The sequence below is a fragment of the Micromonospora sp. CNZ280 genome (assembly GCF_011759515.1).
Genome location: NZ_JAAOYP010000002.1, coordinates 1,223,111 through 1,236,677 on the forward strand (window position 1 = coordinate 1,223,111; position 13,567 = coordinate 1,236,677).

The 13,567-nt window shown below is 69.3% G+C and carries 10 protein-coding genes, 1 tRNA gene and 1 pseudogene; 7 read left to right on the plus strand and 5 right to left on the minus strand.

Going from position 1 to position 13,567, the window contains the following annotated elements; all coding sequences use genetic code 11:
• Positions 1-178 precede the first annotated feature (178 nt).
• Both istB and istA read right to left on the minus strand, forming a co-directional pair.
• Positions 179-967: an IS21-like element helper ATPase IstB gene (istB, locus tag FHX32_RS20430; RefSeq protein WP_167185372.1), complete on the minus strand. Its 789-nt coding sequence runs from the start codon at positions 965-967 to the stop codon at positions 179-181.
• On the minus strand, positions 967-2,196 hold the full coding sequence (gene istA / locus FHX32_RS20435; RefSeq protein ID WP_167185376.1) for an IS21 family transposase: 1,230 nt from the start codon (positions 2,194-2,196) through the stop codon (positions 967-969). Before istA ends, istB begins: the two co-directional genes overlap by 1 nt.
• A 710-nt stretch (positions 2,197-2,906) precedes the next feature.
• Between istA and FHX32_RS20440 the strand changes: the two genes are divergently transcribed.
• The 6 genes from FHX32_RS20440 to FHX32_RS20465 all read left to right on the plus strand — a co-directional run bounded on the left by FHX32_RS20440 (position 2,907) and on the right by FHX32_RS20465 (position 9,944).
• The gene (locus tag FHX32_RS20440) at positions 2,907-3,428 is read left to right on the plus strand and encodes a hypothetical protein (RefSeq protein WP_167185379.1); all 522 of its coding nucleotides are present in this window, start codon (positions 2,907-2,909) and stop codon (positions 3,426-3,428) included.
• Between the two features lie 395 nt (positions 3,429-3,823).
• Entirely contained in the window at positions 3,824-4,150 is a 327-nt protein-coding gene (locus FHX32_RS20445; protein ID WP_167185382.1) for a hypothetical protein, read from the plus strand.
• Positions 4,151-4,158: 8 nt separating this feature from the next.
• A complete protein-coding gene (locus FHX32_RS20450) occupies positions 4,159-5,322 on the plus strand; it encodes a tyrosine-type recombinase/integrase (RefSeq protein WP_486481206.1) in 1,164 nt (387 codons plus the stop codon).
• Positions 5,323-5,448: 126 nt separating this feature from the next.
• The gene (locus tag FHX32_RS20455) at positions 5,449-6,693 is read left to right on the plus strand and encodes an IS256 family transposase (RefSeq protein WP_167185388.1); all 1,245 of its coding nucleotides are present in this window, start codon (positions 5,449-5,451) and stop codon (positions 6,691-6,693) included.
• A 276-nt stretch (positions 6,694-6,969) separates the two neighbouring features.
• Positions 6,970-7,362, plus strand: coding sequence for an RIP homotypic interaction motif-containing protein (locus FHX32_RS20460; RefSeq protein ID WP_167185391.1), 393 nt, complete (start codon positions 6,970-6,972; stop codon positions 7,360-7,362).
• A complete protein-coding gene (locus tag FHX32_RS20465; RefSeq protein ID WP_167185394.1) occupies positions 7,359-9,944 on the plus strand; it encodes a tetratricopeptide repeat protein in 2,586 nt (861 codons plus the stop codon). The genes FHX32_RS20460 and FHX32_RS20465 overlap by 4 nt, the downstream gene beginning before the upstream one ends.
• Positions 9,945-10,333: 389 nt before the next feature.
• Here FHX32_RS20465 and FHX32_RS20470 read toward each other — a convergent pair whose 3' ends face one another.
• From FHX32_RS20470 to FHX32_RS20480, 3 genes are all read right to left on the minus strand, one after another.
• Positions 10,334-11,362: a tyrosine-type recombinase/integrase gene (locus FHX32_RS20470; RefSeq protein WP_486481207.1), complete on the minus strand. Its 1,029-nt coding sequence runs from the start codon at positions 11,360-11,362 to the stop codon at positions 10,334-10,336.
• Positions 11,359-11,685, minus strand: coding sequence for an AbrB/MazE/SpoVT family DNA-binding domain-containing protein (locus FHX32_RS20475; protein WP_167185397.1), 327 nt, complete (start codon positions 11,683-11,685; stop codon positions 11,359-11,361). The genes FHX32_RS20470 and FHX32_RS20475 overlap by 4 nt, the downstream gene beginning before the upstream one ends.
• A gap of 261 nt (positions 11,686-11,946) precedes the next feature.
• Positions 11,947-12,030, minus strand: a tRNA-Leu gene (locus FHX32_RS20480).
• Positions 12,031-12,263: 233 nt separating this feature from the next.
• On the opposite strand from FHX32_RS20480, the pseudogene FHX32_RS35260 reads away from it, so the two are divergent.
• Positions 12,264-12,437, plus strand: a pseudogene (locus tag FHX32_RS35260) (tetratricopeptide repeat protein); the annotation flags it as partial.
• Between the last annotated feature and the right edge of the window lie 1,130 nt (positions 12,438-13,567).

The following is a 13,567-nucleotide window of genomic DNA, read 5'->3' on the forward strand; positions in this document are numbered from 1 at the left end:
ACAGGAGTACGGAGCCCGGCATCGCCAGGCACGGCGGCCCAAGACCGCAGCTCGCGGCCCTGTTGGGCACTGTTGGTCGGAAGTCCCGCGCGGATCGGCGAGCCCTCGTGTCAACGCCGACTGAACTTTGACCCCTGTGTTCCGGCCGAATTTTGACCCCCTCGCTGGTTGTTGATGTTCAGTCGTTGGTCTTGCTGGCTGCGGGAACGCGGCCGAGGTCGCGGTCTTTGAGCCAGTAGCTGTCACCCTTCATCGAGATCACTTCGGCGTGGTGGACGAGGCGGTCGATCATGGCTGCGGCGACGACGTCGTCGCCGAACACTTCGCCCCACCGGCCGAAGGGCTTGTTGCTGGTGACGATCAGGCTGGCTCGTTCGTAGCGGTTGGAGACCAGCTGGAAGAACAGGTTCGCGGCTTCGGCTTCGAAGGGGATGTAGCCGACCTCGTCGACGATCAGCAGTGGGATCCGGCCGAGCTTGATCAGCTCGTCCTGCAGCCGGCCGGCGTGGTGGGCATCAGCGAGGCGGGACACCCATTGGGCGGCGGTGGCGAACGCGACGCGGTGTCCGGCCTGGCAGGCCCGGATTCCCAGGCCGATGGACAGGTGGGTCTTGCCGGTGCCGGGCGGGCCCAAGAAGACGACGTTTTCCTTCGACGCCACGAAGTCGAGGGTTCCCAGGTGAGCGATCGTCTCCCGCTTCAGCGAGCGTTGGTGCTCGAAGTCGAACTCCTCCAGGCTCTTGCGGGCCGGGAACCTCGCGGCCCGGATGCGTCCCTCTCCGCCGTGGGCTTCCCGGGCGGCGACTTCGCGTTGCAGGCAGGCGGCGAGGAACTCCTCATGCGTCCACGACTCCGCCCGGGCCCGCTCCGCCAGGCGCTCGACCGACGCGGCCAGAGACGGCGCCTTCAGGGCGCGGGTGAGGAACGCGATCTCGGATGCAACGTTGCGGCTGGTCTTGGCGGCCATCACGCAGCCACCTCAACGTCCAGGCCGAACAGCCGGTCGTAGTCGCTCAACGGCCGGCGTTCGACCTGGGCGTCAACGGCGGTCGTCGGGGTGCGTTGGGCGGCGACGCGCAGGTCCGCTGCGGCTTGGCGGTGGGCGGGATCGGTGATGCTCTGATGCTTGGCCCAGCAGCGGTCGTGCCGGGCCGCGGGTCGGCCGTCGCAGAGCACCGTCACGTGGTCGCAGTCGGCGGTGACCTCGACCCGCCGGCCGACCATCGATGGGTGCACCGAGTAGTCGTTGCCGTCCAAGCGGATGTAGTGATCGCGGGGAAGGCGAGTGGTCTGCCGCCAGCCGACCACCGGCGCAACCGGTGGCAGTGGCAGCATCGCGGCCCGGTCGGCGTCCCATCGGTCCAGCGGGCGACAGCCCAGCATCCGGTGTTGGCGGTTGTTCGCCCGCACCAGCCAGTCGGTGAGCTGGGCGTTGAAGTCCTGACGTGAGCCGAATCGGCGTCCGGCCAGAAACGAGGTCTCCAGATAGCCGTTGGCCCGTTCGACCAAGCCTTTGGCCTCAGGGTCCGCCGGCCGGCACTGGATCACCTTGATGCCGAGGGTGCCGCGGAAGGCATTCATCGCCTCGGTCAACTGAGGCCGCCCGGCCCGCCACTGCCCGACAGCGGATTCGTTGTCCCACACCAACGCCTTGGGCACCCGCCCCCAGCCGGAGATCAACGTCCAGTGCCCCACCAGCAGGTCCGGCGACTGCCTGGTCGGAATCATCACCGCTGACAGCCACCGCGAATACCCGGACACCATCACCAGCACCGGCGGCCGGCCCACCTGCCCGAACCCCAACGGCACGTCCGCCGGCGGGAACCACAGATCGCACTGCGCCAGCTCACCCGGCAGATACTCCGTCCGCTGAGCCGGGTCAGGGCGGCGGAACAACGGCCGCAACTGCTGCACCCGATCGGCGAACACCGTCTTGCCGCGAGTCCACCCGACCCGCTCCATGATCACCGTCGTCGGCATGTCCGGGAACTCCGCCAACAACGCCCGGATTTGCGGCTCCACCGCATCCACGATCGAGCCCTTCGCCGCCCGCTGATAGCGGGGCGGCTCATGACTGGCCAAGGCCTTGCGCACCGTGTTCCGCGAAATCCCCAGCCGCCGACAGATGGCCTTGATCGCCATCCGCTCCGCCCGATGCAACCGACGGATCTCCGCCCAGTCCTCCACGCTCAGCACCTCCCGATGCTTCCGGAAGGGGTCAAAATTCAGCCGGAACCACGGGGTCAGTTTTCAGGCGGAGCCGACACCTCGGACGGCCGTTAGGAGCCCTCCGTGTCAGGCGTAGAGCGCTGCGTATCTGTCGCCGCGCACCTACAAGCCTGACCACCCTGCGCCGATTCGGGCGAGGCTCAGGCGGCTCGCTGGGCATGGGCGCATTTCGCCTCGTCTTCGCTACGTTGGCGGGCACGGCCGTGCTGGTCGGACACGTAGCAGCCAAGCCGCTGCCCGGAACCCGCGGCTGGCCAAGCTCAACGCTGTTGGTCAACGGCGAAGACTGTTGGGTCAACGCCGAGAACTGTTGGGCGAACTCCCTCGGGCTGTTGGGCAGCCTCATCCGACAAGGCCGCCGACGCTGTTGGGCGCTGTTGGGTGCCCGGCTGCAGGAGCCGGTGGTCTGAGCTGGGTCACCGACGCCATTCGTAGGTGCGAACACGGTCAGCCAGCGCGGGAGCTACCCGCACATGACTGCTCTGCCAGACCCCACGCCGAACAGCGCGACACGCCCAAACCCATCCAACGACGACGCACTGAAGGACCACAGCGACGCAGTCCTCGTCGGTGGCGATGTCCCAATCGCCGTCTGGCGGCTCGACGACCGCGACGACACCGGACCCGGCGCCCCGGGCAGCCGTCTTGCGTCGCGCTTGGCGCAGCGACTCGTCCTTGTGTACACCCGGCGCGGCGACGCGGTCGTCGACTTCGACAGCGACCCGCAGCTGGAGCACGCCAGCGCCTACACATCCCGCACGTACCTGTCCATCACCGACCCCAGCACGGTCGCCGACCTCGACACGCTCACCGAACCCGTCAGCCTCGTCGTCCTGCGGTGGCCGCCACGGCATACCACCCGGACACCGGCCACCATCACCGACCTGTTCGCTGCCTGCCGGCTCATCATGACCGCCGACACCTGCGCCATCGCCGCCGTCAGCTCCGCGGCACCCGGCCAGCCCGGCACGACCTACGCCGAGCACCTCGACGAACTGCTGCCCGCTGCCCACACCGCGGGCCTGGCCCACGTCCTGCAAATCGTCGCGGTCACCGCCGCGGGCGACGGCGACGAGTTCCTCTACTACGCCAGCCTGGCCGAAGCCGAGGCGGCACGGCAGGGCTGGTCGGCCGGCGACGACGGTCCGCGCTACAGCGTCGACCTCCTCGTTTTCACCAACAGGAGTCGCGATGACTGACCGCGGCACGCCACGCGTCGAACTCGAAACCACGCGCCCCAAACCTCGCCGCCGGCCCATAGGAGGAGGCGCCTGCCACATCGAGCCGCTCGGCTTCATCTCGGTAGGTCGCCATGACTGACCGCGACTCCCGACAGGTCGGGGGTGGCGCGTCGCGACGCGCCACCCCCCGCCGCGACCACAGCGGCGATCCAGCACGAATCGCCGGCTCCAGTGCCGCCGCCCCAGCGAAAGAGCACCCCTCCGCTTGGCGCGATGTCGACGATGCGCCGCTTGAGGTGGATACCGAGTCGGCCTCCCCACGGCACACCGCCACCAGCGCGGAGCTGCGGCCCATGCCAGGGCTGCCGATCCCGGTGCCGCCAGATGCTGCGCGCGGTGCAGGGATCCGCTGCGTGGTCACGCCGGTTGACCGCGATGGGCGGCTGGCCGATCGGTCAGCGTTGACGTTCATGGGTTGGGCCGCCGGGCAGGCGGTCGAGTTGGCGACTGAGCCTGGCCCGATCGTGGTCGCCCGCACCGGTCGTACCGTCCGCATCAACCCACGGGGTCATCTACGGCTTCCCCTGGCGGTACGCCGCACGTGTCGCATCGCCGCCGGAGATCGAGTGCTGGTCGCCGCGAACCGGCGGCGGAACGAGCTGCTGGTGATCCCCATGACCACGGTGGATGACTTGGTCGTCTTCTACCGCCAGCCACACGACAGAGGGGCCGGGCGATGACGGGGCCGATGGGTCAGCGCACCGCGCAGCTGGAGACGGTGCGCAGCCTGCTCAAACAGCTTGGTATCACCCCCGAGCAGCTGCTCACCGACCCAACGGCAGCGTCGGTAGCGGTGCCGACGTTCGACGAGTATGTGTGGCAGGTTGCCGAGGCGGTCTCACCCGGTACCCGCCGGGTGTACAACTCCTACTGGCAACGCATCTGCCAGCACTGGGGCACCCGGCTAATCAGCGAGCCTACGCCCCTGGAGATCAAACGGCTGGCCGAGGAAATCCGCGGCGAGGTGGTGGTGCGCCGCAACGCCCGCGGTGGCCGCACCGCAGCCGAACACCTGATCGCCGCCATGCGCTGCATCTACCGGCACGCCGTCATGGACGGACTGATCCGAGAGGCCGACAACCCTGCGGCCAGGGTCGCCAAGCCCCGCCGGCTGGCCGGCACCCGCCGCGCCCTCCCACAGGCGCAGTTGGCCGCGATCAGCCACATCGCCGCGACCACCGGCAACGACCCGCACCTGGACAGCCTGCTGCTCCGACTGCACCTGGAAACCGCCTGCCGCCGCGGCGGCGCGCTGGCGCTGCGCCCGCGAGACCTGGATCCAGACCAATGCCTGATCTATCTCCGGGAAAAGGGCGGCACGTCCCGCTGGCAGCCGGTCTCGCCAACGCTGATGCTGCACCTGGTGGCCCACCACGCCGAGCGTGGCGACGGCGACCGCAACAGCAGCCTGCTGCGCTACCGCGACGGCCGGCCACTGACCTACCGCCGCTACGACCACCTGTGGCACCGCATCGGCACCCACCTGCCCTGGGTCGCGGCGCAGCAGGTCAGCACCCACTGGCTACGCCACACCACCCTGACCTGGGTCGAACGCACCTTCAGCTATGCGGTAGCGCGCGCGTACGCCGGACACAGCGGCAAGAACGACATCGGCACCACGATGACCTACGTACGCGCCGAAGTCCAGGAAGTCGCCGCTGCCCTGGCCGCGCTCACCGGCGAGCCGCACCCTCTGGCAACCCCCGACAGCGGTACACGCGATTCGTCCGCCAAGGGCAGACTCCGCTCGGGTGAACCTCACCCGAGCGGACGTGACCCGGGCCGGGCGGAAGGAATGCCGTTACGCACCGTAGCCCTGCAATTCGGCCACATCAGCAGCGCTACGGCGTGAAGCGGTTGGGTTGCGTCCACTGGAGTGGTGTACGACTTGCCCGTGATGGGCGTGTTGTGTAGATGAGAGACGGCCATCGCGTCGATCCTTCAAGACGACCAAGTCAGAGAAGGAGAGGAGAACGCGATGGCCGCATCTGAGAGTGTGAACCCTGTTGAGCTGCTGCGCGAGCAGATCGAGGACGCGTCGCCGGACGTGTTGCAGGCGATGATCAAAGCGTTCGCGCAGGCGTTGATGTCCGCCGAAGCCGACGCGATCTGCGGCGCCGCGTATGGGCAGCGCAGCGACGAGCGGGTGAACTCCCGCAACGGCTACCGGCAGCGGGAGTGGGACACCCGCGCCGGGACGATCGACTTGGCGATCCCGAAGCTGCGGCAGGGCTCCTACTTCCCGGACTGGCTGCTGACGCACCGGCGGCGGGCCGAACAGGCCCTGGTCTCAGTCGTGGCCACCTCCTACCTGCTCGGGGTGTCGACCCGGCGGGTGGAGAAGCTGGTCGAGCAGCTCGGGATCCGGCAGCTGTCCAAGTCGCAGGTCTCGGAGATGGCCGCGCACCTGGACGCGCAGGTTGAGGCGTTCCGCAACCGGCCCCTGGACTCAGGGCATTACACGTTCGTGTGGATGGACGCGCTGACGATGAAGGTCCGCGAGCACGGGCGGACGGTCAACGTTCACGCCCTGATCGCGGTCGGTGTCAACGCCGACGGTCAGCGGGAAGTCCTCGGCGTGGACGTGGCCTCGGATGAAGACGGCGCCGGCTGGCTGGCGTTCCTGCGATCACTGACCGCCCGCGGGCTGTCCGGAGTCCGCCTGGTCATCTCCGACGCCCACGCCGGCCTGGTGCAGGCTATCGGCGCGGCCTTGCCCGGAGCCGCGTGGCAGAGATGCCGAACCCATTACCTGCGGAACCTGCTGACGAAGGTGCCGAAGTCCGCGCAGCCGTGGATCGCCACACTCGTCCGGACGATCTTCGACCAGCCCGACGCCGACGCCGTCCGAGCCCAGTTCGACCGGGTCGTGACCACGATCGAAGCCAAGTTCCCGGCCGCGGCCGAGCACCTCGACACCACCCGCGACGACCTCCTCGCCTTCACCGGCTTCCCGCGCGAGATCTGGCGTCAGATCTGGTCCAACAATCCGCAGGAGCGGCTGAACAAGGAGATCCGCCGCCGCACCGACGTCGTCGGGATCTTCCCCAACCGGGCGGCGATCATCCGCCTCGTCGGCGCCGTCCTCGCAGAGCAGACCGACGAATGGACCGAAGGACGCCGCTACATGGGCCTGGAAGTACTGGCCAAAGCACGCCTCATCCCCGTCCAGCCCGACCAACACGACACCGACCAGCCCAACCAAGCCCCGATCGCCGCATAACATCAGACCGGATCCCGCGATGGCCGTCTCCTACACCACCAACGCGGACGTGACCAAGCGGTTGCGCCAAGCCGTCGGGGTCGCGGCTCGGACAGCAGTCCCCGATCACCTAGGAGAACACCCGAACCCCACCAGCTGCGCTCGCCCCGCAACAGGTGGTAACTGTTCGGCCTCTTGGGGTTCGGCTGGCGTGCGGGGGTGTGGTAGATCGGAGGTTGTCGGCTGGCATTTCTGGGGTGGCTAATGGTTGATGTTGGTGGGTTGGCGGGTGCGGTGGTGCCGTTCCTGTCGGCGGCTGCGGGTGCGTACGGCAGTGCGGTGGTACAGCGGGTGACGGAGCGAAGCGCGGATGTCACAGCTGATGCGACGGTGGGCTGGGGGCGGCGCCTGCTGGGTCGGTTGTTGGCGTCGTCGCGGTCGGCGCAGGTGGGTGGTGCCATGACGGACATGGCGGAGAACCCGGAGGATGAGGCGTTCATTGCGGCGTTGTTCGCGCAGGTGAAGAGGGCCCTGGCCGAGGATCGGCGGTTGGCTGATGAAATTGCGGGGCTGCTGACGGAGGCGGGTGTGCCAGGCAGCAGGTTCACGGTGACGGTGTCGCAGTCCGCCGGTGTGCAGGTCGGGGATCACAACACGCAGACCAACACCTTCCACTACCCAACGCGGTGACTGGCGGCAAGCCCGAGCCGGGCGCGTACCAGACCACGGTGAATGGTTCGGCGGGGGTGCAGATCGGGGACCACAACACGCAGGCGAATGTTGCTGTGGATGTCTCGACGATGCCGTCTCCAGGCTCGGTGCCTGCGGCGGGGGTGGACAACCTGCCCGCCGCGTCGGTGGTGTTCGTTGGCCGTGATCTGGCCGGACTGGCGGCGTTGTTACATCCTGCGGGTGCGGTGCCGGGGCAAGCAGCCGTGCATGGGCTAGGCGGCGTCGGTAAGACAGAGTTGGTGCTGCACTATGCGCGTGCCTACCGCGGCCGCTATGGCGTGGTGTGGTGGATTACCGCGGACACGGCGGAGAACGTCGGGCTGGGGTTGGCGGGGTTGACACGCCGGTTGCATCCGGTGGCGATGTTGGCGGATGCGCAGGAGTGGGCGATCGGCTGGCTGCAGTCTCATTCGGGCTGGCTGTTGGTGTTGGACAACGTGGAGAACCTCGCTGATATTGCACCGCTGCTGGGTCAGGTCGCTGGGCGTGGTCAAGTTCTGGTGACCACTCGCCGGGATCTGGGGGCGGCCCGGTGGGCGAGGTACGGCCTGACGCCGCTGCGTCTGCAGGTGTTGGTGCGGGATGCGAGTGTGCAGCTGCTGACCCGCCTGACCGGCTCCGGAGATACCGTAGGTGCAAGCCAGCTGGCAGCGGACTTGGGTGATCTGCCGCTGGCGCTGGAGCAGGCTGCCGCCTACATCAGCCAGCACGATGGGATGAGCTTCGATGACTACCGACGGCTGCTGGCACAGCAGTTCGCACGTGTAGCCGCCCATGCCGGTGAGGGTGCCACTGCGGAACGCAGCATCGCGAGGATCTGGCAGGTCACCATGGCAGCCATTAGCAGACGCTCACCGCTCGCTGCTCAGGTCATGGCGCTGCTGGCGGTGCTGGCGCCCGAGAATCTGCCCGAGGACGTGCTCACGCCGATCACCGGAGACAAGGTGGCGCTGGGCGAGGCATTGGCGGTGTTGGCCTCGTACAACATGATCCAGCGGGCGGACGGCATGGTGAGCGTGCATCGCCTGGTACAGGCGGTCACCCGCACTGGTGGCCCTGCTCAACTGCCGGGGCCTGGTGAGGACGCCGTCAGTCTTGCAGCCGCGCTGCTCGTCCAGGCGATACCGGACGATCCGATCAGCAACATGGCGGGCTGGCCCAAGTGGAATCAACTGCTGCCACACATAGACGCGCTGATCACCAGCATTGGCACCGGTCATGACAACACCGACGTCCTGTTTCTCGGCGACCGGACAGCGGCCTACCAACAGTTCCAAGGCCAGCTGATACCTGCGATAAACCTGTTCAAGCGGGTCCTCGCCGGCCGGCGGCGGCTGCTGGGCAACTACCACCCGGATACCCTGACCTCCCGCCACAACCTCGCCTCCGCCTACGAGTCGGCGGGGCGGGTGGGCGAGGCGATCAGCCTGTTCGAGCAGGTCCTCGCCGACTTCGTGCGGCTACTCGGCGACGAAAACTTGAACACCTTGATCGCCCGCCACAACCTCGCCTCCGCCTACCAATCGGCGGGGCGGGTGGGCGAGGCGATCACGCTGTTCGAGCAGGTCCACGCCAAGCGGGAGCGGCTGCTCGGCGACGATCACCTGGACACCCTGGCCTCTCGCCACAACCTCGCCTCCGCCTACCAATCCGCGGGGCGGGTGGGCGAGGCGATCACCCTGTTCGAGCAGGTCCACGCCGACTCCATGCGGCTACTCGGCAACGACCACCTGAACACGCTAATCGGGCGCCACAGCCTCGCCTCCGCCTACCAATCGGCGGGGCGGGTGGGCGAGGCGATCAGCCTGTTCGAGCAGGTCCTCGCCGACTTCGTACGGCTGCTCGGCGGCGATCATCCAAACACTCTGACCGTCCGCAACAGCCTCGCCTCCGCCTACCAATCGGCGGGGCGGGTGGGCGAGGCGATCACCCTGTTCGAGCAAGTCCTCGCCGACTTCGTACGGCTGCTCGGCGACGATCACCTGAACACGCTAATCGGGCGCCACAGCCTCGCCTCCGCCTACCAATCGGCGGGGCGGGTGGGCGAGGCGATCACCCTGTTCGAGCAAGTCCTCGCCGACTTCGTACGGCTGCTCGGCGACGATCACCTGAACACGCTGACCGTCCGCAACAACCTCGCCTCCGCCTACCAATCCGCGGGGCGGGTAAGCGAGGCGATAATCCAGTTCGGGCAGGTCCTCGCCGAGCGGGAGCGGCTACTCGGCGAGGACCATCCGAGCACCGTAGCCTCCCGCTACAGCCTCGCTGGCGCCTACGATTCGGCGGGGCGCGTGAGCGAGGCGATCACTCTGTTCGAGCAAGTCCTCGCTGACTCCATACGGCTGGTTGGTGAGGGCCACCCCAGCACCTTGGTCGCCCGCCACAGCCTCGCCGGTGCCTACTTCTCGGCGGGGCGCGTGAGCGAGGCGATCACCCTGTTCGAGCAAGTCCTCGCCGACTTCATACGCCTGTTCGGCGAGGACCATCCGCGAACGGCACTCGCCGCGGCAAACCTCCAAACCGCACGCGAAGCGAACTGAACACGTGGGATTCCAGCCAGCCCATGTGCAGGTAGAAAGAATCAAATTCGTCGCGTTGCTCCCCATGCTTTGTCGCCGCGGGCAACTGGTCGCTCCCGTAATCAATGCAAATACAAGGCTCGCCGGCCACCTGTTTAGCTGCCGCAGTGAGCGCGCACGCCGTGCTGTCAAATCCGCGTGGCAGCAGTGCTCAGCGCTGGGTCTACTGCAGCTCGGCCCGAGGCTGACCCACCCACCCACCCATCAATTCCGGGAGATCGACGCCGTTTCTACCTCGGGTGAGATCAACTCGTGCCCGACAGGGGCATACCCCACGGTGCCGGATACCGCTGACAGGAACGGGTGGCCTCCCTCGCCCCAGGCGAGGGAGGCCACCAGGTGATCATCGTCTAGGGTTCAGCAGCGAGCGGATGTTCCTCACCAGTCAGACCGGCCAAGGCCACCGCGACCTCGTGGAGTGTCGCCCGCACGTAGGTGGCTGTCGAGCCGCTCCCGGCGCCGTCCGAGTGTCCGGCGTAGGCGCGGGCCACGGCGTGACCGTAGGTGCGCTCGACCCAGGTCAGGGTGGTATGCCGCAGCCAGTGTGTACTGATCTGCTGGGTGTGCACCCATCGCAGATGTTGCCCGATCCGCACCCACAGATGGTCGTAACGCCGGTAGGTCAGCGCCCGACCGTCGCGGTAACGCAGCAGGCTGCCGTTCCGGTCGCCGTCAGCCCGCTCGGCATGCTGCGCCAGCAGGTGCCGCATCAGCGTCGGCGAGACCGGCTGCCACCGGGACGTGCCGCCCTTCTCTCGCAGGAAGATCAGACATTGGTCGGTGTCCAGGTCCCGCGGGCGCAGCGCCAGCGCCCCGGCACGGCGGCAGGCCGTCTCGGTGTGCAGCCGGATCAGCAGACTGTCCAGACCCGGGTCATCGCCCGTGCTGGCCGCCACCCCATTGATCTCCGCCAAGCGCGCGTCGCCGATGGCCCGCCGGGTGCTCGGCAGCCGGCGTGGCTTGTCCACCTTCAACGCCGGGTTGTCGGCCGCATCGAGGTACCCGTCTGCCACCGCCCGCCGGTACAGGCACCGCAGCGCGGCCACCAAATGTTCGGCAGCCGATCGGCCGCCGCGATTGTTGCGTCGCGCCACCACGTTCGCCTGCACCTGGACGCGCAACTGCTCGATCTCAGACGGGCGCGGTTCGTCGATACGCCGATCCCCCCATGCCTGCACCACCCGATTCCAGTACGAACCGTACGCCCGACGAGTACCCGGCGACACCGCAGCGGCCACCAACGGCACGTACTCGGCGAACGTCGGGGCTAGCGGACGGGCCGGCCGTACCTCCAGCAGATCGGCCGGAGAGATGCCCATCCGCTCCAGCAACAACCGGGCCGCCTCCAACTCCGGCCGGCCAGCGACGGTCTGGCTCACGCCGCCTCACCCCCCGCCACGGCAGCATGCACGTCGGCCAGCAACCGGTCGAGCACGGCAAGGGGATGGGCCACCAATCGACCAGTGGCAGGGTCGGCAGCGAGTAGGACGCGATCCCCTGCCGTCAGCCGGCACCACCGGCGCACCGCCAACGGCAGATGCAGATGACCACGATCGCCGACGTAGTGGACACCATCGACTGCCGGCCGGGCCACGATGATTCCTGCCTGCTCGCGAATGTCCAGCCGAGTCCCCGGCACCCAGCCAAGCACCCGGACGATACTGCGATCAGCGACGCGGCCGCTCTTGTCCACCGCGCTCAACGCGTAGACGGTGTCGGTCGCTCGCGGGGACCCCGATTCCAACGCCGGTACTGGAAGCGGTCGTCGCCTCCGACCCACCGGGCCAGCACCGGCACCGCCAGGGACGACCTTGGGGATCACCGGCGGCACGAACGAGGCGGTCACCACGACCACCCCCGCCCGGGCAGGGCGGTCGCCCGCAGAGACGCCAGAGGGTAGATGAGGTGTTCAAGCGCGCTTGAACACGAACACGTGAAACAGCGCATAGATGCGGAAAATCTGTGTCCGAGGGGGGACTTGAACCCCCACGCCCTATACGGGCACTAGCACCTCAAGCTAGCGCGTCTGCCATTCCGCCACCCGGACCTGCATCGTCCAGCCTACCGCGCCGACCCGGGTGAACCGTCACCCGTTCGGCCGCCCAGCGGGCCGCACGGGGAGTTACTGTACACGGCCGGGGTGGATCATGCACATCGGCTTCCACCCCTCCGGCCCGAACCCTCCGCGCCCAGCTCAGGCCGGGTCAGGCGATGCCGGCGAGGGTGGGACGGGCACGCCCCGGGTAGCGTCCGGCCGCTCTCTACCGGCAGCATGGCCACGTGTCCCATCCCGCTTCCCTGGCCGTCGTCCAACAGAGGGCTCTCGCGCTGCGCGCCGCGGGCGATCTGACCGCCGCCCGTCGGATGCTCGCCGACGTCATCGGGTCCGCCCGACCGGCGTACGGCGAAGATCACCCGGACCTGCTCAACACGGCGCACCTGCTGGCCCGGCTGCACCGTGAGGCGGACGACCCAGGCGCCGCCCGGCGGGTGCTGGAGGAGGCGTTCGCCGCGGGCGAGCGCCGCTGGTCGCACGCCGATCCGCTGATGCTTGCGCTCTCGTTCGAGCTGGCCGGGGTAGCGGACGAACTGGGAAATCGACACGAAGCGCGTCGCAACTACATCCGCATCGCCACCGCCGGGCCCGCCGTGCTCGGTGCCGACCACCCGGCGGTACGCACCGCGCAGCAGTACCTCGGCCAGGCCGCTCCCACCCCGCAACCGCCCGCTCCCGACACCGGCCAGAGCGGCCCGGGCGGCCGGACCGGGCCAGCGGCGCTCAGCGGGCCGACCGTCTCCATGACCACCATTCCCGCCACCGACCAGCAGCGGGGTGGCTCCACCAGCGTCCACCCGCCGCAGGCACCCGCCGCCCGACCGACATCCGCCCCGGTGCCGCCGCTGCCCCCGCCACCCCCGGTGCCGCCCCGCGGCGCGGCCACGTCACCGGCGGGCTCCGCCCCGGTCGTCCCGGTCCCGCCGCTCGCCGCCACTCCCCCGGCGCCGCCCACCGCCGGCCCGGCGATGCCCGCCCCACCCCATCCGACCCCGCCCGGCCACCACGCCGCCGGACATCCGGCGTCGACCCACGCCACACCCCCGCCGCCGCCCTTCCCGGCACCACACCCGCACCGCGTCGCCCCGCCCGCGTCGGCCCCGCCAGCGCCACCTGCCCAGCAGGCGGGCCGCCCGGCAGCACCGGTTGCGCCGCCCCCGCCAGGCCCGACGCAGGCCCCGCCCGCCTCGGCTCCACCGGCGCCTCCTGCCTCGCGGACGGGTCGTCCGGCTGGACCGGTGCCGCCGGCGCCGCCCGTTCCGGTTCCACCGACGCCCCCAGCGCAGCAGGCAGGCCGAGCGGTGCCGCCCGGCCCGCCCCTGCCTGCTCCGCCACCGCTGCCCGCCAATCGCGGTCCGGCGGCGTCGGTCCCGCCGGCGCGCGCCGCCTTGGCGCCGCCGGCTCCCCACGTCGCGGCGCACCCCGTGGCGCCCCCGACCGCGCCAGCACCACACGCAGCACCGCCCCCGCCCCCACCCCGCACCGCACCGGTCCCCGTCCCGCGGACCGCTACGGCCGGCCCGCCCGC

Excerpts from the sequence above, each read along its gene's own strand:
- istB (WP_167185372.1), bottom strand. The coding sequence starts at position 967 with ATGGCCGCCAAGACCAGCCGCAACGTTGCATCCGAGATCGCGTTCCTC.
- FHX32_RS20450 (WP_486481206.1), top strand. The coding sequence starts at position 4,159 with ATGGGTCAGCGCACCGCGCAGCTGGAGACGGTGCGCAGCCTGCTCAAA.
- FHX32_RS20455 (WP_167185388.1), top strand. The coding sequence starts at position 5,449 with ATGGCCGCATCTGAGAGTGTGAACCCTGTTGAGCTGCTGCGCGAGCAG.